This is a genomic window from Lacrimispora sp. 210928-DFI.3.58 (genome assembly GCF_020554865.1).
Lineage (GTDB): Bacteria > Bacillota > Clostridia > Lachnospirales > Lachnospiraceae > Enterocloster.
In genome coordinates this window covers 37,898-55,277 of sequence record NZ_JAJCIC010000014.1, presented here as the reverse complement: position 1 = coordinate 55,277, position 17,380 = coordinate 37,898, and the positions used below count along the sequence as shown (strand labels likewise).

19 protein-coding genes are annotated in these 17,380 nt (G+C 51.4%); 17 read left to right on the top strand and 2 right to left on the bottom strand.

All coding sequences use genetic code 11. The annotated features are described in order from the left end of the window. Positions 1 to 34: 34 nt before the first annotated feature. Positions 35 to 316, top strand: a complete 282-nt coding sequence (spoIIID, locus tag LIZ87_RS10525; protein WP_227146866.1) for a sporulation transcriptional regulator SpoIIID — start codon at positions 35 to 37, stop codon at positions 314 to 316. Between the two features lie 122 nt (positions 317 to 438). Here spoIIID and LIZ87_RS10520 read toward each other — a convergent pair whose 3' ends face one another. Then, entirely contained in the window at positions 439 to 1,974 is a 1,536-nt protein-coding gene (locus tag LIZ87_RS10520; protein ID WP_227146863.1) for a sodium/proline symporter, read from the bottom strand. A gap of 241 nt (positions 1,975 to 2,215) precedes the next feature. Further along, positions 2,216 to 2,800 carry a TetR/AcrR family transcriptional regulator gene (locus LIZ87_RS10515; RefSeq protein ID WP_227146860.1) on the bottom strand — a complete coding sequence of 195 codons (585 nt, stop codon included), beginning with the start codon at positions 2,798 to 2,800 and terminating at the stop codon, positions 2,216 to 2,218. A gap of 473 nt (positions 2,801 to 3,273) precedes the next feature. Between LIZ87_RS10515 and LIZ87_RS10510 the strand changes: the two genes are divergently transcribed. The 16 genes from LIZ87_RS10510 to larC all read left to right on the top strand — a co-directional run bounded on the left by LIZ87_RS10510 (position 3,274) and on the right by larC (position 17,325). Next, positions 3,274 to 4,299, top strand: coding sequence for a branched-chain amino acid aminotransferase (locus tag LIZ87_RS10510; RefSeq protein ID WP_178315629.1), 1,026 nt, complete (start codon positions 3,274 to 3,276; stop codon positions 4,297 to 4,299). Positions 4,300 to 4,470: 171 nt separating this feature from the next. Then, positions 4,471 to 4,905 (top strand): protease complex subunit PrcB family protein, encoded by a 435-nt coding sequence (locus LIZ87_RS10505; RefSeq protein ID WP_178315627.1) that lies wholly within the window; start codon positions 4,471 to 4,473, stop codon positions 4,903 to 4,905. Between the two features lie 121 nt (positions 4,906 to 5,026). Continuing rightward, positions 5,027 to 5,689, top strand: a complete 663-nt coding sequence (cysE, locus tag LIZ87_RS10500; protein WP_178315625.1) for a serine O-acetyltransferase — start codon at positions 5,027 to 5,029, stop codon at positions 5,687 to 5,689. A gap of 78 nt (positions 5,690 to 5,767) precedes the next feature. Next, on the top strand, positions 5,768 to 6,643 hold the full coding sequence (locus LIZ87_RS10495) for a tRNA 2-thiocytidine biosynthesis TtcA family protein (RefSeq protein ID WP_227146858.1): 876 nt from the start codon (positions 5,768 to 5,770) through the stop codon (positions 6,641 to 6,643). 72 nt (positions 6,644 to 6,715) lie between these two features. Beyond that, positions 6,716 to 8,323, top strand: a complete 1,608-nt coding sequence (locus tag LIZ87_RS10490) for a DUF3794 and LysM peptidoglycan-binding domain-containing protein (RefSeq protein WP_227146855.1) — start codon at positions 6,716 to 6,718, stop codon at positions 8,321 to 8,323. A gap of 317 nt (positions 8,324 to 8,640) precedes the next feature. Next, on the top strand, positions 8,641 to 9,552 hold the full coding sequence (locus LIZ87_RS10485; protein ID WP_178315875.1) for a DUF2156 domain-containing protein: 912 nt from the start codon (positions 8,641 to 8,643) through the stop codon (positions 9,550 to 9,552). Further along, entirely contained in the window at positions 9,549 to 10,676 is a 1,128-nt protein-coding gene (locus LIZ87_RS10480) for a GNAT family N-acetyltransferase (RefSeq protein WP_178315874.1), read from the top strand. The genes LIZ87_RS10485 and LIZ87_RS10480 overlap by 4 nt, the downstream gene beginning before the upstream one ends. A gap of 22 nt (positions 10,677 to 10,698) precedes the next feature. Continuing rightward, positions 10,699 to 11,427: an NAD-dependent protein deacylase gene (locus LIZ87_RS10475; RefSeq protein WP_178315873.1), complete on the top strand. Its 729-nt coding sequence runs from the start codon at positions 10,699 to 10,701 to the stop codon at positions 11,425 to 11,427. Between the two features lie 41 nt (positions 11,428 to 11,468). Next, on the top strand, positions 11,469 to 12,461 hold the full coding sequence (gene mgrA, locus LIZ87_RS10470; protein WP_227146853.1) for an L-glyceraldehyde 3-phosphate reductase: 993 nt from the start codon (positions 11,469 to 11,471) through the stop codon (positions 12,459 to 12,461). Positions 12,462 to 12,477: 16 nt separating this feature from the next. Beyond that, entirely contained in the window at positions 12,478 to 12,669 is a 192-nt protein-coding gene (locus LIZ87_RS10465; protein ID WP_178315871.1) for a DUF951 domain-containing protein, read from the top strand. Between the two features lie 120 nt (positions 12,670 to 12,789). Then, complete coding sequence (rpsF, locus tag LIZ87_RS10460; protein ID WP_178315870.1) at positions 12,790 to 13,077, top strand: 30S ribosomal protein S6; 288 nt, start codon at positions 12,790 to 12,792, stop codon at positions 13,075 to 13,077. 47 nt (positions 13,078 to 13,124) lie between these two features. Continuing rightward, positions 13,125 to 13,592, top strand: coding sequence for a single-stranded DNA-binding protein (locus LIZ87_RS10455; protein ID WP_178315869.1), 468 nt, complete (start codon positions 13,125 to 13,127; stop codon positions 13,590 to 13,592). 38 nt (positions 13,593 to 13,630) lie between these two features. Then, positions 13,631 to 13,900, top strand: coding sequence for a 30S ribosomal protein S18 (gene rpsR, locus LIZ87_RS10450; protein ID WP_002568382.1), 270 nt, complete (start codon positions 13,631 to 13,633; stop codon positions 13,898 to 13,900). A gap of 124 nt (positions 13,901 to 14,024) precedes the next feature. Further along, on the top strand, positions 14,025 to 15,143 hold the full coding sequence (locus tag LIZ87_RS10445; protein ID WP_227146851.1) for a Gfo/Idh/MocA family protein: 1,119 nt from the start codon (positions 14,025 to 14,027) through the stop codon (positions 15,141 to 15,143). An 8-nt stretch (positions 15,144 to 15,151) separates the two neighbouring features. After that, entirely contained in the window at positions 15,152 to 15,898 is a 747-nt protein-coding gene (gene larB, locus LIZ87_RS10440; protein WP_178316680.1) for a nickel pincer cofactor biosynthesis protein LarB, read from the top strand. After that, on the top strand, positions 15,898 to 17,325 hold the full coding sequence (gene larC, locus LIZ87_RS10435; RefSeq protein WP_227146849.1) for a nickel pincer cofactor biosynthesis protein LarC: 1,428 nt from the start codon (positions 15,898 to 15,900) through the stop codon (positions 17,323 to 17,325). The genes larB and larC overlap by 1 nt, the downstream gene beginning before the upstream one ends. Positions 17,326 to 17,380 lie beyond the last annotated feature (55 nt).

Here is a 17,380-nt window from a genome sequence, read left to right as displayed (position 1 = left end):
ATATCTTGTAAAAAAGATTTTCAGGGGGAAACCCATGAAGGAGTATATCGAAGAACGGGCCGTAGCCATTGCCAATTACATCATAGACCACAATGCGACGGTGAGGCAGACAGCGAAGAGATTTGGGATTAGTAAATCGACGGTACATAAAGATGTAACCGACCGTCTAGAACACATCAACCCTTCCCTTGCATCCAAAGCCCGGATCGTCCTGGATGTGAATAAATCGGAGCGTCATATCCGCGGCGGCCTGGCTACCAGGGAGAAGTATCAGCACAGGCTTCAGATATGCAGTAAGGATGCAGAAGAGCCGTGAACGTATCCAACCAACGCAAGCTGATAAAACGCGTCACTGGCGCGTTTTACTGGATACTTCGTAAAAAGAAAACCGCCTGGCTCTGCTTGCCGCAGAAACCCAGGCGGTTTTCCTTCTGCTATTTATTTCCCAATAGAATCAAATTCATCACAGATCTCCTTGGAAGGCGGAGCCGTTGCCAGAGAGACTGCCACGATCGCCACGCAAGCCACGATGAAGGCAGGGAGAAGCTCGTAGATGTTCCACAGGCCGCCCAGAGGACGCACGCCGTACTTCCACAGGAATACCATGATGCCTCCGGAGACCATGCCTGCCAGGGCACCCTGGAGGTTGCTGCGCTTCCAGAACAGGGCGAAGAGGACTACGGGGCCGAAGGATGCACCGAAACCTGCCCAGGCAAAGGAAACGATGGTAAATACGGAGCTGTCAGGATTCCATGCCAGGATAATGGATACCAGGGAAATACAGATAACTGTCAAACGGGCTGCCATCATGGAGGCCTTTGCATCCATTTTGATCTTCAGAAAGTCCTGGAGCAGGTTCTGGGAAACGCCGGAGGCTGCTGTGAGCAGCTGGGAATCCGCAGTGGACATGGTACATGCCAGGATACCTGCCAGGACAACGCCTGCGATCAGGGCCAGGAAAAAGCCGTTGCTCCCTAAAAGTCCCGCCAGGCTGATGATGACTGTCTCAGATTCAGAGCTGGATGCAAATAAAGGAATGCTTCCTGCCACAGAAGCTCCGTAGCCGATGATGCCGATCAGGATCGCCACAAACATGGAGATCACCACCCAGATAGAGGCAATACGCCTTGAAAGGGTCAGCTTATTCTCATCATGGATGGCCATAAAACGGAGAAGAATGTGAGGCATGCCAAAATAGCCCAGTCCCCATGCCAGCGTGGAAAGGATCGTGATAAAGCCGTAGGGGGAGGAAGTGTTGTCTGCCATATTGTGAAGGCGGATCATGGAGAGATACCCCTCCAGGGAGCGTGCATTCTCAGCCACTGCATTCCATCCCCCTGCCACATGGATACCGAAAAATACGATAATAACCAAGGCAATGCTCATAACAATGCTCTGGATCAGGTCTGTTGTGGACACTGCCATAAAGCCGCCCATAACAGTGTAGCCGATGATAACGGCTGCTCCTCCGATCATGGCAGCGTGGTAGTCCACACCAAAAAGGCTGGAAAACAGAGTGCCAACTGCCTTGAATCCCGATGCGGTGTAGGGAATGAAGAAGATCAAAATAACGATTGCTGCAATACACATAAGAACATTCTTCTGGTCCCTGTAGCGCCTGGAAAAAAAGTCCGGTATGGTGATTGCATTGCATGCAATGGAATACCTGCGCAGGCGCTTTGCAACGATCAGCCAGTTTAAATAGGTACCAACAGCAAGTCCGATGGCTGTCCAGCCTGCGTCTGCAATACCAGTCAGATAGGCAACGCCCGGCAGTCCCATGAGGAGCCAGCTGCTCATGTCAGAGGCCTCTGCGCTCATGGCCGTCACCAGAGGCCCCAGCTTACGTCCTCCCAGATAGAAATCATCAGCGGTATCGCCGCTTCCTTTTTTGCTGAAATAGAATCCCACATAGACCATTGCTGCCAGATATAAGGCGATGGCGATCAGGATCCCTGTTTGTCCTGTACTCATAATGTCCCTCCTGAAAAATAATGGGAACATTATAGCACGATGAAAAGGTAGAACACAATACAGAACGAAGTACAGACTAAATACTAGACGAAAATTAAAAATATAGAAAAAACTATGATAAAATATAGAAAAATAACTATACGAAAAATCGAATAAAGATAATACAAAAAACATTCAAAAGAAATGAGTAGAAAATATTTTGGAAAAAACCGGAGAAAATGCTGCATAGGGCTTCCTGAGATCAGGGAAGGAAGCTGCTGAGCATCCCCGGCATTACCGCAGCACTGTACTGCTTTAAGGAATATTCCCCGCCGCACAGGCACCAGTCATATAGAAGAGCCCGTTCCTCCAGTGCATAGAGCTTCACCATCTCACTGACGCTGAAATTGGCATTCAGCTGCCCCTCGGCTTGTCCTCTGGCAATGATCTTCCTCAAGAGCTTATAGTAGATGCGGTTGTGGTCCAGCAGATGCTTGTTGCCGTTCGTTACCAGCTGGGTGGATAAAAGCCTTGCAAGGAGGTCGATGGAAATGCTGTTTTCGATCATGCCAAAGAGCTCCCGGTTTAAAAACAGGAGCTGCTCCATGGCAGACATTTCCGGGGGAAGAAGCTCTGTAAGCTCCTCATATTTTTCATCAAAAAGGCTGCTTAAGGTACTGAGAAGAGCATCCTTGCCGTCAAAATAGTGGTAGAAGGAGCCTTTGGAAGTCTGTGACAGGTCAATGATTTCCTCCACCGTGGTATCCTCATACCCCTGCTCATAGAACAGCTTCCAGGCAGCATTTACGATCCTTCCTCTTGTGTTCCGTGCGTTTTTCTTTGCCATTATGAAATCCTCCTTAGGCCCTGGGGTACTGATACATTCACACCCTGCCTGTTTCCTATTATATAACCTAACATAATTTTCGTGTGTTTGCAACGAAGGAGGAGCTTGAGTTTCCGCATTTTGCACTGCGGCTGCCGGGAGGACGGCTGGAGCGACTTTGCAGGACATTTAGAAGCACTTAGGCAGCTGATTTTTTCGTTCAGAGCCGCAGCAATGCTTGTTTGAGCGCAGCGAGTTGCTTTGATGTGGCTCTGGCTTTTAGAAAAAAGCAGGTGTCTTTAGTGCTTCTTATGTCCGAAACCCGGAGCTTCCAGCCGTCCTCCCGGCAGCCGCGGTGCAAAATGCGGAAACCGGTTATGGTTGATATGCACGAATGGCATATTATATTTCAAAGGTTTTCATTGATTTTAGGAAATAATGAGATTATAATGATTCTCAAATACTTTTATTCTAAGATGAATGGAGGATACGTTATGGAAAAGAAGAATTTAGATTGGGGAAATATTGGTTTTTCCTACATGACAACGGACATGCGTTATGTTGCTGATTATAAAGACGGCGCCTGGGGCGAGGGCAGGATGACTGCTGATGCGAATGTGGTGATCAATGAATGTGCAGGAATTTTGCAGTACTGCCAGGAGATCTTTGAGGGCTTAAAGGCCTACACCACAGAGGATGGCAGCATTGTCACCTTCCGTCCTGACTTAAATGCAGAGCGCATGATCGATTCTGCGAAGAGACTGGAGATGCCTCCCTTCCCGAAGGAGAGGTTCTTAGAGGCAGTAGATGAGGTGGTAAAGGCCAATGCGGCCTGGGTACCTCCCTTTGGCAGCGGCGCTACCTTGTACTTAAGGCCTTATATGTTTGCTTCCGGCCCTGTGATCGGTGTAAAGCCTTCCCAGGAATACCAGTTCAGGCTGTTCGGTACTCCGGTAGGCCCCTACTTTAAGGGCGGTGCTAAGCCTCTTACTTTATGTGTCAGTGACTTTGACAGGGCGGCTCCTCATGGCACAGGCCATGTAAAGGCAGGCTTAAACTACGCTATGAGCCTTCATGCAAATGTGACAGCCCATGCAGCAGGCTATGATGAGAATATGTTCTTAGATCCTGCTACCAGGACCTATGTAGAGGAGACAGGCGGAGCCAACTTCCTGTTCGTGACAAAGGACGGCGAGGTCGTGACACCAAAGTCTGATTCCATTCTGCCCTCCATCACAAGACGTTCCCTGGTATATGTGGCAGAGCATTATCTGGGCTTAAAGGTAACCCAGAGGCCTGTAAAGCTGGAAGAGCTGAAGGATTTCGCAGAGTGCGGCCTGTGCGGCACAGCAGCCGTGATCTCGCCTGTAGGCAAGATAGTGAACCATGGCGAGGAGATCTGCTTCCCAAGCGGCATGGATGAGATGGGACCTGTTACAAAGAAGCTCTATGATACCTTGACCGGCATTCAGATGGGTACTGTTGAGGCTCCGGAGGGCTGGATCAGGAAGATCATGTAAACCTGCATGTGTCTTGCAGAGGCAAAGTTTTCATAGTAAACCTGCAAGCGCCCGGACTTTCATAGTAAACATCAGGAAATGTCATAATCGTGACCTCCCGGAATATACTGATAGTAACCATATCGTATATTCCGGGAGGTTTTATATTTGCCGAGGGAAAGACAGGATTACATGAGAAAACAGAAAGGCGGGAGGGCTCTGCTGCGTCTTCTGGCATTGTACATAGGCATCATGGCCCTGTGCCTCCTCACAGGCTGCAAGGCCGCGGGAGACAGCCAGGAAAAAGTCCGGGATCTGGAGTTTTCCGTGGCAGGAGAGATGGATGTGCCGGAGGAGCTTAAAAAGCTTATATCGGAAAAACAGTCCCAGCCCTTCAAGCTTACCTACAGCGATGACAAGAACCTGTACATTGCAGTGGGATATGGTGTGCAGCCTACAGGCGGATACAGCATCAGCGTGAACGAACTGTATCTCACAGACAATTCCATTGTCATCAATACGGAGCTCAAAGGGCCCCAGAAGGGAGAAAATCCCGGAAATGAGCAGTCATTTCCCTATATCGTGATCAGGACAGAGTATCTGGAGCAGCCCGTGGTATTCCAGTAAAAACTTAAGCTCCCGGCAGCCGCGGCACAGCATGCAAAAGCTCAGGCAGTAAAAAATCCTTTTTAATTAGAATATCATATGTTATACTATACGTCAGATTTAAGAAAGGCTGGAGTGAACAATGATATTCAAGGATATATGGCTGGATGTAAAAGCGGTCCAGGAGCGTGACCCGGCTGCCCGCAATGCTCTGGAGGTGCTCCTTCTGTACCAGGGAGTCCACGCTCTCATATGGCATCGGTTTGCCCACTGGTTTTACTGCCACAAAATGTTTTTTATCGCAAGGCTGATCTCTCAGATCGCCAGGTTCTTCACCCTGATCGAGATCCATCCCGGAGCACAGCTGGGCCATGGCATCCTTATTGACCATGGAAGCGGCGTGGTGATCGGCGAGACCGCGGTGGTGGGGGACAACTGCACCATTTACCAGGGGGTAACCTTAGGAGGCGTTGGAACAAAAAAGGGCAAGCGCCATCCTACCCTGGGAAATAATGTGATGGTGGGAGCAGGAGCAAAGATACTAGGCGCCTTCGAGGTAGGAGACAACTGCTCCATTGCCGCCAATGCGGTTCTGCTAAAGCCGTTAGAGGATAATGTGACTGCCGTAGGCATTCCGGCCCGCCCCATTAAAAAGGACGGCATTTCCCTGCCAAAGGAGCGGGAGACCATGACTCTGGAGGAGTATGGGGAGATGAAAAAGCGGATAGAGCAGATGGAACAGGAGATAGCGGCATTGCAGGAAGCTTTGAAAAAGCAGGCAGGTAATGCAGCAGAGCAAAAATAATCTTCAGAAAACAATGGGCCGGAGCCGTCAGGCTTCCGGCCTTCACGCAGTACAACGAAAGCAGGGAGACGAAAGAATATGAAACAGGAAGCACCCCACATCAATATAGAGCGCAGCATTATAAAAAACTTCCGCAAATCCATCTGGCGCCCCTTTGTAAGGGGACTCCAGGAATACCGCATGATAGAGGACGGGGACAAGGTGGCAGTATGCATTTCCGGCGGCAAGGATTCCATGCTGTTGGCAAAATGTCTTGAACAGCTGAAACGCCAGAGCAATACGGATTTTGAGCTGGAGTTTCTTGTGATGGATCCGGGCTATCATCCAGAAAACAGGCGCCTGATCGAGGAAAATGCCGCTCTGATGAACATACCTGTCCGCATCTTTGACTCGGATATTTTTGATATTGTAGTAGATGTGAACCAGTCCCCCTGCTATCTCTGCGCCCGCATGCGCAGGGGCTACCTCTATTCCCATGCAAGGGAGCTTGGCTGCAATAAGATCGCCCTGGGCCATCATTTTGACGATGTGATCGAGACCATCCTTATGGGCATTCTCTACGGAGGCCAGATCAACACCATGATGCCGAAGCTCCACAGCACTAATTTCGAGGGCATGGAGCTGATACGCCCTCTGTATTTTGTGAAGGAGGAGGACATACTGGCCTGGAAGAAGTATAATAACCTCCATTTTCTCCAGTGTGCCTGCCGCTTTACGGAGCAGACAGCCAGAGAGCTTGCGGCAGCAGGCTTAGAGGGCGCTTCCGGGGATATTGTCCACACATCCAAACGCCAGGAGATGAAGGAGCTCATACGCAGCCTGCGAAAGAACAACCCCTTTATTGACGCCAATATCATGAAGAGCGTGGAAAACATCAACCTGGATGCCTGCCTGGGCTTTGTGCGTCATGGGGTGCGCCATCATTTCATGGACGATTATGAGAAAGAAGGGTAAACAGCCCTGCATAAACAGCCTGCCTCCTGCATAGATTTTCTAAAAAGACTATGAGGGATGGCAGGTGTTTTTATGGAGCTAATAAAGAAGCAGATACATATGAACCAATGGAAGGGAAACGTGACCACCCAGATCACTCTGGATGATGATTTTATTGTGCCGGATACCTTAGACGACATGGAGCAGGTGATGCTGGATACGGGAGATGTCCAGATCGAGACAGTGAAGAACCAGGGGGATAAGGTAACAGTAAAAGGAAAGCTGGAATTTCAGGTGCTCTACCGCAGGGACCGGGGAGGGCTCCAGACCCTGGGAGGAAGCATTCCCTTTGAGGAGACCATCAATGTCCCATCCCTGGAGGAAAAGGATTATGTGGGCCTTAACTGGATGCTGGAGGATCTGAACACCTCTATGATCAATTCCAGAAAGCTGGGAGTCCAGGCAATCATCACCCTCCAGGTGCGCGTAGAGACACTGCGGGATGTGGAGGCTGCTGTGGAGGTGGACATGGAACAGTCCGGAAGGGCTGCGGGGATCTCCGGTGATGGCTCATCTTCCGGTCCGGTGGAGATAGAAACGCTGAAACGGAAGGTCAATGCGGCTGCCATTGCCCTCCGCCGGAAGGATACCTACAGGCTAAAGGAAGAGTTGAGCCTCACCGGAGGAAAGCCGAATATTGGTCAGCTGCTGTGGCGGGAGATGAAGCTTCGGGATATCTCTGTAAAGCCTTTAGACGGCCGCCTGCGTCTGGACGGGGAGCTCTCTGTGTTTGTGATCTACAGCGCAGAGGACGAAAATATGCCTGTCCAGTGGCTGGAGGAAACGCTGCCCTTTTCCGGAGAGCTGGAAATGAGCGGAGTCCGGGAGGAGCTGATCCCTATGGTGACAGTGCGGCTGGCCCACAAGGATATAGAGGCAAAGCCGGATTATGACGGGGAGATGCGTGAGCTGGATGCGGAGGCTGTGCTGGAGCTGGATATCAAGCTGTATGAGGAGCAGGAGATCGAGCTTTTAAGTGATATGTATTCCAACAGCAGGGAGATCGAGCTGGACAGAGCGGATGCTGCCTTTGACCAGATACTTACCAGAAATGTGTGCAAATCGAAGGTGACAGAGAAATTTTCCCTGCCTCAGGGAGAGCGCATCCTGCAGATCTGCCACAATGAGGGAGCCATCAAGCTGGATGAAGTGGAGGCAACAGAAGACAGCCTTCAGATCGACGGTGTTCTGGAGGTCACTCTCCTGTACCTCACCAGCGATGATGCCTCTCCTGTGCAGTCCTCCTCGGTGCAGATCCCCTTCCACTGCAGTGCAGAGGCCAGAGGGATCAGTGAAAACAGCGTTTACCAGCTGGATGCAGGCCTGGAGCAGCTGAATGCAGTGATGATGGGCGGCGGCATGGTGGAGATCAAGGCGGTGATCGCTCTGGATTTCCTGGTGCTCCAGCCTGTGTCGGAGCCGGTCATCACAGGGGCCCTCATGAAGCCTGCCGATCTTCAGAAGCTGGAAGAGCTGCCTGGGATTGTGGGCTATATCGTCCAGCCGGGAGACAGCCTGTGGAGCATTGCAAAAAAATTCCACACCACAGTGGGCAACATCATTTCCACCAATGAGCTGGCGGACGACCAGGTGAAGCCGGGCCAGAGGCTTTTGCTGGTAAAAGAGGTGGCTGCAAGCTAGGGAACGCAAAAACAGAGGTAACTGAGGAGATACAGGACAGTTACAAACAGAGCATACATATCCGGGGACGTCAGAAAAAACAGCTGCGCCGCCCGGATTTTTTCGAGATTTTTTTTCGAGAAAAGAGTGTTATGTAATAAAGTTTGTGCTATACTATTAAGGAAACCGTGACAGAAACCTGTATGCGCCCGGCTGGCGGACATGCTGTTGCACCATGAAAATCTGACGGGCGCAGGGGGCATCCTTGAATACATGCCGCCTATTCGTCTGCGGGACTTTCACAGAAACCATTATGAGGAAACGAGGTAAAAGATACAATGGATTTAGATTTTAAGCCGGTAACGGCTGAAGACATGGAACGGCTCAGTCCTTTTTACAATCTCAGGCCCAACAAGGCCTGCGACAGTGTGTTCCTGGATTGCTTTTTATGGAAGGATTACTACCATGTAAAATGTGCAGTCAGCGAAAACAGGGCAGCGCTATGGCTGATGGAAAAGGATGGACAAACCTCCACTGCCATGCCCATGTGCAAGGAGGAGGACCTGCCATATTTCTTCAACCAGCTGGTGGAATACTTTGAACAGGAGCTCCATAAGCCCTTTTATATCTCTCTGGCAGACGAGGAGGCAGTGCAGTATCTGGATTTGGACCCGGCCGTCTTTGAGGTGGTGGAGCAGGTAGATCTGAAGGACTATCTCTATGATGGGAATGCTATGCGCACCCTGGCAGGAAAGAAGCTCCATAAAAAGAAAAACCATTTAAATGCCTTTCTGAGGGAGTACGAAGGCCGCTACGAGTACCGCCGCCTCTATTGCTATAACCGCGGCGAGGTTTGGCAGTTTATGGAGCGCTGGAGGCAGCAGAAGGTGGAAGCGGAGGCGATGGAGGTTTCTCTGGATGAGGAGGTCATGGGGATCCATGAGATCCTCAAGAACTGTCCTGTGCTGAATGCGCGCATGGCAGGAGTCTATGTGGACGGGCAGCTGGAGGCCTTTACCATCGGAAGCTTGAATGAACTGGAAAATATGGCGGTTATCCACATTGAAAAGGCCAACCCGGAGATCAAGGGCTTATACCAGTTTATCAACCAGCAGTTCCTGGTAAATGAATTCCCGGATGCAGTCCTGATAAACCGTGAGGATGATGTGGGCATGGAAGGCCTAAGAAAGGCCAAAATGAGCTACAACCCCATTGGTTTTGCAAGGAAATATATGGTGAGGAAACGATGATACGCTATCTGGAAAAGAAGGAGTACAGTGCATGCATACCCCTGTGGCAGGAAGCCTTTCCTGAGGATTCCAGCCAGTTTCGGGACTACTATTTTAATAAGAAGCTTCCGGGCAGCCGGGTACTGGTAAAGGAGGATTGCCAGGGGCGTATCCTCACCATGGCCCATTTAAATCCCTACAACATAAAGGTGAAAGGCTTCCGGTGGCAGCTTTCCTATATTGTAGGGGTTGCCACCGCGGCAGACAGCCGCCACCAGGGCCATATGCGTGATGTTCTGCTGCGCATGATGCGGGATATGAACAGCGCAGGCCAGCCCTTCTGCTACCTGATGCCTGCGTCCCCTGACATTTACAGACCCTTTGGCTTTGAATATATCTTTGACCAGCCCCTCTGGCAGGCAGACAGGAAGGCCTTAAGAGTATATGAGGAGCGCCGTTTGGGCCTTGAGGAGGCTCCTGAAATGCTGGCATCCTGGATGAATGACTGGCTTAAGGCGCGTTTTCAGGTATATGCCCTGCGTGACAAAAGCTATATGGAAATGCTTCAGGCGGAGCTTGACAGCGAGAATGGCCAGGTATCCGGCTGGTTTGATGAAAATGGCGGCCTGATGGCCCTCAGGGCAGAATGGGGGATGGAAAAGCGGGAGCAGAGATTTCTCTACTGCAGGGAGGACAACTGGGCCCTCCCTGCAGCTTCCGGACCCTCCAGCCGTCCGGCGATCATGGCAAGGATCACTGACATTGCTTCCATGGTACAGCCTATCTGTGTAAATGAAGACTGTCCCTGCGGGGCCATGGAGGTTATGATACAGATAAAGGACAGCCTGATCCCTGAAAACGAGGGACTGTGGCTGTGGAGGCTGGAAAAGGATGGGAGCAGTTTAAGCCGGGCAGGGAAACATATCCCGGTTCAGGAAACAGCTGGCCGGGAAGCAAGGCCTGCTGTCAGAACGGCTGGCCAGGAACTTCTTGTCTCCACCGAGGTCCTGTCGGCCACAGTAGAGCAGCTGACCTCCTGGCTGTTTGGTTACAGAGAGCTGGAGACTGTTCTGGGAGAGAAGCCTCCCTTCTGGTGCGGTTATATAGAGACGCTGAAAGGTGTATTTTTAGACGAAGTAGTATAGAGCAGAAAGGAGCGGTAAAAGAATGAAAGAAAAATGGCAGCAGCTGAAGGAATGGATCGGGGAGAGCGGCAACATTGTATTTTTCGGAGGGGCAGGCGTGTCCACGGAAAGCGGCATTCCGGATTTCCGCAGTGTGGACGGGCTGTACAGCCAGCAGTATGACTATCCCCCTGAGACGATCATCAGCCACAGCTTCTATATGCGCAGGCCGGAAGAATTTTACCGCTTCTACAAAGACCGCATGCTGTTTACGGGAGCAAAGCCCAATGCCGCTCACAAGGCGTTGGCAAAGCTGGAGGCGGAGGGAAAGCTTAAGGCAGTCATCACCCAGAATATCGATGGCCTCCACCAGATGGCCGGAAGCAGGGAGGTGCTGGAGCTTCACGGCTCTGTACATAGGAATTACTGTACCAGATGCGGAGAATTTTATGATCTGGATTACATTGTAAAGAGTGACGGCGTTCCCCGCTGCAGCTGCGGCGGGGTCATCAAGCCGGATGTGGTATTATATGAAGAAGGGCTGGACACCAGGACTTTGGAAAAGTCCGTGGATTATATCAGCAAGGCGGATATGCTGATCATTGGGGGAACCTCCCTTGTGGTGTACCCGGCAGCCGGCTTGATCGACTATTACAGGGGGAATAAGCTGGTGCTCATCAACAAGGCGGCAACCTCCAGGGATTCCCAGGCGGATCTGGTGATAAGCGACAGCATCGGAGAGGTGTTGGGCGCCGTGACTGGGGTGGTATAGAGAGCGCGCCGGGACAGACAGAAAAGAGAGAGGTGTATAACATGTACGAGGCGGCGGAAAACCGTTATGATACAATGGAGTATAAGAGGAGCGGGAGGAGCGGGATCATGCTTCCCAGAGTTTCTCTGGGATTGTGGCAGAACTTTGGCCTGGAAAAGACCTTAGAGGAGCAGAAGGCCATTCTGTTTAAGGCATTTGATATGGGCATCACTCATTTTGACCTTGCCAATAATTACGGCGCCCCTGCCAGAGGTAAGGCGGAGGAGAATTTTGGCGCCATCCTGGCCTCTGATCTGGGAAAATACAGGGATGAGCTGTTTATCTCCACAAAGGCAGGCTTTGATTTCTGGCCAGGCCCCTACGGAAACTGGGGTTCCAGAAAATATCTCATGGCCAGCCTGGATTCCAGCCTAAAGAGAATGGGCCTGGATTGCGTGGACGTATTCTATCATCACCGTCCTGATCCTGAGACTCCTTTAGAGGAGACCATGGGAGCACTGTCCGATATTGTACGTCAGGGAAAGGCGCTCTATGTAGGCATATCCAACTACCAGGCAGAGGAGGCGGGGAAGGCCATCGCTATCCTGAAGGCAAACAAAACCCCCTGTCTTCTCCACCAGCCCCGCTACAATATGTTTGAGCGCTGGGTAGAGGACGGCCTGTTAGAGCTCTTAGACCGGGAGGGCGTGGGCTGCATCTGTTACAGCCCCTTGGCCCAAGGAGCGCTGACAGGAAGATATTTGGAGGGCATACCGGAGGGCTCCAGGGCCTCCAGGGAAGGCACAACAGTGGGAAGCCGCTACCTGTCAGAGGAGAATATGACAAAGGTGAGAGCATTGAACCAGCTGGCTCAGGAGAGAGGGCAGTCCCTGGCTCAGATGGCGCTTGCCTGGGTGCTCAGGCGGCCTGAGGTCACAAGCGTCCTCATAGGAGCCAGCAGCCCGGCACAGCTGGAGGACAACGTGACAGCTCTGAAACATCTGGATTTTACGCAGGAGGAGCTTCAGAGCATTGACAGGATTTTAAAGGGATAATGGTGGACTTAAAAAAATGGAAAAGCTGAATTATGAGATAGGCGATGTGGTAAAGCTGAAAAAGCCCCACCCATGCGGCAGCAGCGAGTGGGAGATCCTCCGGGTAGGGGCTGATTTCAGGCTGAAATGCATGGGCTGCGGCCACCAGGTCATGGTAGCCCGCAGGCTGGTGGAGAAGAACACCAGAGGCCTGACAAAAAAAGCATAAAAACCGAAAAAATGCTTGCATTTACCGCGAAGATTTGTTAAAATAACTTTCTGTGACATATTATATCCTTGCTCCTGAAACTGAAAGCAGGGGCCAGAGACCACAAGGAGGTAAAGCAAGATGAACAAGTATGAGTTAACCGTTGTTCTGAATGTGAAGCTTGAAGACGAAGAGCGTGCAGCAGCAATCGAGAAGGTAAAAGGCTATATTACCCGTTTCGGTGGCACCGTAACCAACGTAGATGAGTGGGGTAAGAAGAGACTTGCATATGAGATCCAGAAGATGCATGAAGCTTACTATTACTTCATCCAGTTCGATGGCGATTCTGTATGCCCTAACGAAGTAGAGGCTCACGTTCGTATTATGGAACCAGTGATCAGATACTTATGCGTAAAGGCAGAGGCATAAGAATACCCGCTCCCTTATAAAGGGATGAGAAAAGGAAGTGTGACCGTATGAACAGAGTTATCCTGATGGGAAGATTGACAAGAGATCCGGAAGTAAGATATTCACAGGGCGAGCGTTCCATGGCAATTGCAAGATATACCCTTGCAGTGGACAGGAGAGGCCGCAGGAACCAGGACGGAGGAGACCAGCAGCAGACAGCAGATTTTATCAACTGCGTGGCATTTGACCGTGCAGGCGAGTTCGCAGAGAGGTATTTCCGCCAGGGCATGCGTGTGCTTGTTTCCGGCAGGCTCCAGACAGGAAGCTATGTGAACAAAGACGGTCAGAGAGTATACACCACCGAGGTCATCCTTGATGACCAGGAATTCGCAGACAGTAAGGGTCAGGCTTCTGACATGAGCGGCTATGGACAGCCATCCGCTCCTGCACAGAGACCGGCTCCTGCCAGTGCGATTGGTGATGGGTTTATGAACATCCCGGACGGCGTAGAGGACGAGGGCCTTCCGTTCAACTAGGATGTTTCGCGGTGAATAATATAAGGAGGACAACACCAATGGCATTTAATAAAACAGATAGACCAGACGGCGCTAAGATGAGAAGACCAGGCGGAATGCGCAGAAGAAAAAAAGTTTGCGTATTCTGTGGCGATAAGAACGGCACGATCGATTACAAGGACGTAAACAAGTTAAAGAGATACGTATCCGAGAGAGGAAAGATCCTTCCCCGCCGTATCACCGGCAACTGCGCAAAGCACCAGAGAGCTTTAACAGTAGCGATCAAGCGTGCACGTCACATCGCTCTGATGCCCTATACTTGCGATTAATAATTGCATAAGATCATGTAAGAAAGTCCCGGAACATTAGGTTCTGGGACTTTTAGTATTTCCTTTCAAATAGATTTCCTGTATAATGAAGAACATGGGGTATTTTTAACAGGAGGATAATGGTATGGAGCAGGTAAGAGCTGCTGTCATCGGCTATGGCGGGATGGGCAGCAAGTATGTGAAGATGCTGTATGACAGGGAGATCGAGGGAATGTCCCTGGCAGGCGTGTGCTGCCGCAATCAGGCGGGGCAGGCCGAGCTGAGAGAGAAATATCCGGAAGTCTCTGTCTATAGGGATGTGGAGGATACCATGGCCCATGGGAATGAGTTCGATGCAGTTGTGATCGTGACTCCCCACACCAGCCATGTGGAGATCGGAAAGGCGGCAGCAAGGGCGGGAAAGCATATCCTTTCCGATAAGCCTGCGGGTATTTCCACAAAAGAGGTAAAGGAGCTTTTGGAGGAGACAGAGAAGGCCGGAGTCAGCTATGGCATGATATTCAATGTCAGGATGAATCCGGTATTCCAAAAGGCAAAGGAAATGCTGGATGCCGGCTGTCTTGGGACGCTCCATAGGGCCTTGTGGATATGCAATACCTGGTACAGAACGCCGGCTTATCACCATTCTGCGCCCTGGAGGAGTACATGGAAAGGGGAGTGCGGCGGCCTGCTGATCAACCAGAGCCAGCATTACCTGGATATCTGGCAGTGGCTTTTGGGAATGCCCGACAGTGTACTTGCAGTGCTGGATTATGGGAAATACAATGATTTTCAGGTGGATGATGGCGCCGATATCCAGTTTTATCATAAAAACGGCCTTCATGGAACCTTTATAAGCGCCAGTGGGGAGAATCCGGGGGTAAACCGTCTGGAGATCTGGGGGACAAAAGGGCGCTTATGTATCGAGGATACCAGCCGCCTTATTCTGGATGAAAATGTGATGGATATCCAGGAATTTGCCAGGGTAAACCAGGAAATTTATGGAAAACTGGAACACCGGCAGCGGGAGATCAGTGTGGAGAAGGAAGAAGCCACGGGATATCAGATGGTATTCAAAAATTTTTCCGATCATCTGCGGAAGGGAACGCCTCTCATGGCAGCAGGGGAGGACGGCTTAAGGGCTATTGCCATGACAAATGGAGCCTATCTGTCCTCATGGCTGGACAAGCGGGTGGATTTCCCGATTGATGATGGGTTGTATGCCCGGCTGCTGGAAGAAAAGAGAAAGACAGATGGAAAGTGAGGCTTAAAATGGATGTAGGAAAGCTGCTTTCCCAGGTAAAAGAAGGACAGCTGACAGTAGAGGAGGCAGAACGGCTTCTGAAGGATCTGCCCTATGAGGATCTGGGATATGCAAAATTGGATCATCACCGGAAGCTGCGTTCCGGCTTTGGAGAGACGGTGTTCTGCCAGGGAAAGCCGGATGCTTATCTGAAGGAGATCTTTTTAAAGTTTTATGAGCGGGACGGCGAGGTGCTGGGGACACGTGCCTCTGTGGAGCAGTATGAGCTGATCCGCACTGCTGTGCCTTGTGCCGTATATGATCCGATTTCCAGGATCGTAAAGGCAGAGCCGGAGGGAAAGGAGAGAAAGGGCTGTGTTGCCGTATGTACAGGCGGCACAGCGGATATCCCTGTGGCGGAGGAGGCGGCCCAGACCGCAGAATATTTTGGCACAAAGGTGGAGCGCATCTATGATGTGGGCGTAGCGGGGATACACAGGCTTTTGAGCCAGAGGGACAGGCTGCGTAAGGCAAACTGCATTATCGCAGTGGCCGGAATGGAGGGAGCCCTGGGAACCGTGATCGCCGGCTTGGCGGACTGCCCGGTGATCGCAGTCCCCACATCCGTGGGATACGGAGCCAGCTTCCACGGGCTGTCAGCCCTTCTCACTATGATAAACTCCTGCGCCAACGGGATCTCCGTGGTGAATATCGACAATGGCTACGGCGCAGGCTATATAGCGACACAGATAAATCGAATGGCGGTGAACAAATGATGGGAAAAATGTTATATTTAGAATGCAGCTCCGGGATCAGCGGAGATATGACAGTAGGAGCATTGCTTGATCTTGGGGCCGACAGGGCCGTGCTGGAGCACGCACTGGAAAGTCTGGGTGTAGATGGGTATCATCTGCATTTTGGAAGAAAAGATAAATGCGGGATCAGTGCATATGATTTTGATGTGCATCTGGAGGAGGATGGGCATGAGCACGGCCACGATCATGAACACGGTCACGATCATGAGCACGGCCACGATCATGAACACGGTCACGATCATGAGCACGGTCACGATCATGAGCACGGTCACGATCACGATCATGAGCACGGCCACGATCACGATCATAACCACGATCACGGCCATAGCCACGATCATGCCCATCCCCACACCCACCGCAACCTATACGACATCTACCAGATCATCGGCCGTCTGGATGCCGGGGAGCGGGTGAAGGCGACTGCGCGTAAGATTTTTGAGATCGTGGCGGAAGCAGAGTCAAAGGCCCATGGCCTTCCCATTGAACAGGTACATTTCCACGAGGTAGGGGCCATTGATTCCATTGTGGATATTGTGAGCGTGGCAGTATGTCTGGACAATCTGGGGATCGAGGAGGTGATCGTATCGCCTCTGGCAGAGGGCAGAGGATATGTAAAATGCCAGCACGGAACACTGCCCGTCCCCGTACCGGCCACATCGAACATTGCGGCGGCTTACGGTCTGAAGATGCGCCTTACAGACAATGACGGAGAGATGGTAACGCCCACAGGGGCAGCGATCGCAGCAGCTGTCCGCACAGGAGAGACACTTCCTGATTCCTACCGCATCCTAAAGATTGGGATCGGAGCCGGAAACAAAGAATTTAAACAGGCAAACATCCTGCGGGCTATGCTGATCCAGCCGGAGTCCGGGCAGGAAGCTTCCGCTCCGGCCAATACACAGACAGCGAAAAAGGAGGATCCGGCTGCGGGCTGTCCGTCAGAGCGGATGACGATCCTGGAGACTAACATTGACGACGGCAGCGGAGAAATGCTGGGTCTGGTAATGGAGCTTCTTTTAGAGGCCGGAGCCAGCGATGTGTGGCATACTCCCATTTACATGAAGAAGAACCGTCCCGCATATATGCTCTCCGTACTCTGCCGGGAAGAGCTCAGGGAACAGCTGGAGGATATCATATTTTCCAACACGACGACCATCGGTATACGCCGTTTCCCGGCAGAGCGCACTGTCTTAGAGCGCCGCAAAATAACAGTAGACACACCCTATGGCCCGGCCGAAGTAAAGGTATGCAGCCGGGGCGGCCGTACATTCTGCTACCCTGAATATGAAAGTATCCGGAATATCTGCCGCGAACAGGGAGGCCAGGCTGATTTCGGCACTGTCTACCATGCAGTGGTAGAGGCGGCAGCCAAAGCGCAGAACTTGTAAAACCGTCGTAACTGTGAAGGTACTGAACAGTTACAAACCATCACGATAAGTCCGT

Excerpts from the sequence above, each read along its gene's own strand:
- spoIIID (WP_227146866.1), top strand. The coding sequence starts at position 35 with ATGAAGGAGTATATCGAAGAACGGGCCGTAGCCATTGCCAATTACATC.
- LIZ87_RS10520 (WP_227146863.1), bottom strand. The coding sequence starts at position 1,974 with ATGAGTACAGGACAAACAGGGATCCTGATCGCCATCGCCTTATATCTG.
- LIZ87_RS10515 (WP_227146860.1), bottom strand. The coding sequence starts at position 2,800 with ATGGCAAAGAAAAACGCACGGAACACAAGAGGAAGGATCGTAAATGCT.
- LIZ87_RS10510 (WP_178315629.1), top strand. The coding sequence starts at position 3,274 with ATGGAAAAGAAGAATTTAGATTGGGGAAATATTGGTTTTTCCTACATG.
- LIZ87_RS10505 (WP_178315627.1), top strand. The coding sequence starts at position 4,471 with ATGAGAAAACAGAAAGGCGGGAGGGCTCTGCTGCGTCTTCTGGCATTG.
- cysE (WP_178315625.1), top strand. The coding sequence starts at position 5,027 with ATGATATTCAAGGATATATGGCTGGATGTAAAAGCGGTCCAGGAGCGT.
- LIZ87_RS10495 (WP_227146858.1), top strand. The coding sequence starts at position 5,768 with ATGAAACAGGAAGCACCCCACATCAATATAGAGCGCAGCATTATAAAA.
- LIZ87_RS10490 (WP_227146855.1), top strand. The coding sequence starts at position 6,716 with ATGGAGCTAATAAAGAAGCAGATACATATGAACCAATGGAAGGGAAAC.
- LIZ87_RS10485 (WP_178315875.1), top strand. The coding sequence starts at position 8,641 with ATGGATTTAGATTTTAAGCCGGTAACGGCTGAAGACATGGAACGGCTC.
- LIZ87_RS10480 (WP_178315874.1), top strand. The coding sequence starts at position 9,549 with ATGATACGCTATCTGGAAAAGAAGGAGTACAGTGCATGCATACCCCTG.
- LIZ87_RS10475 (WP_178315873.1), top strand. The coding sequence starts at position 10,699 with ATGAAAGAAAAATGGCAGCAGCTGAAGGAATGGATCGGGGAGAGCGGC.
- mgrA (WP_227146853.1), top strand. The coding sequence starts at position 11,469 with ATGTACGAGGCGGCGGAAAACCGTTATGATACAATGGAGTATAAGAGG.
- LIZ87_RS10465 (WP_178315871.1), top strand. The coding sequence starts at position 12,478 with ATGGAAAAGCTGAATTATGAGATAGGCGATGTGGTAAAGCTGAAAAAG.
- rpsF (WP_178315870.1), top strand. The coding sequence starts at position 12,790 with ATGAACAAGTATGAGTTAACCGTTGTTCTGAATGTGAAGCTTGAAGAC.
- LIZ87_RS10455 (WP_178315869.1), top strand. The coding sequence starts at position 13,125 with ATGAACAGAGTTATCCTGATGGGAAGATTGACAAGAGATCCGGAAGTA.
- rpsR (WP_002568382.1), top strand. The coding sequence starts at position 13,631 with ATGGCATTTAATAAAACAGATAGACCAGACGGCGCTAAGATGAGAAGA.
- LIZ87_RS10445 (WP_227146851.1), top strand. The coding sequence starts at position 14,025 with ATGGAGCAGGTAAGAGCTGCTGTCATCGGCTATGGCGGGATGGGCAGC.
- larB (WP_178316680.1), top strand. The coding sequence starts at position 15,152 with ATGGATGTAGGAAAGCTGCTTTCCCAGGTAAAAGAAGGACAGCTGACA.
- larC (WP_227146849.1), top strand. The coding sequence starts at position 15,898 with ATGGGAAAAATGTTATATTTAGAATGCAGCTCCGGGATCAGCGGAGAT.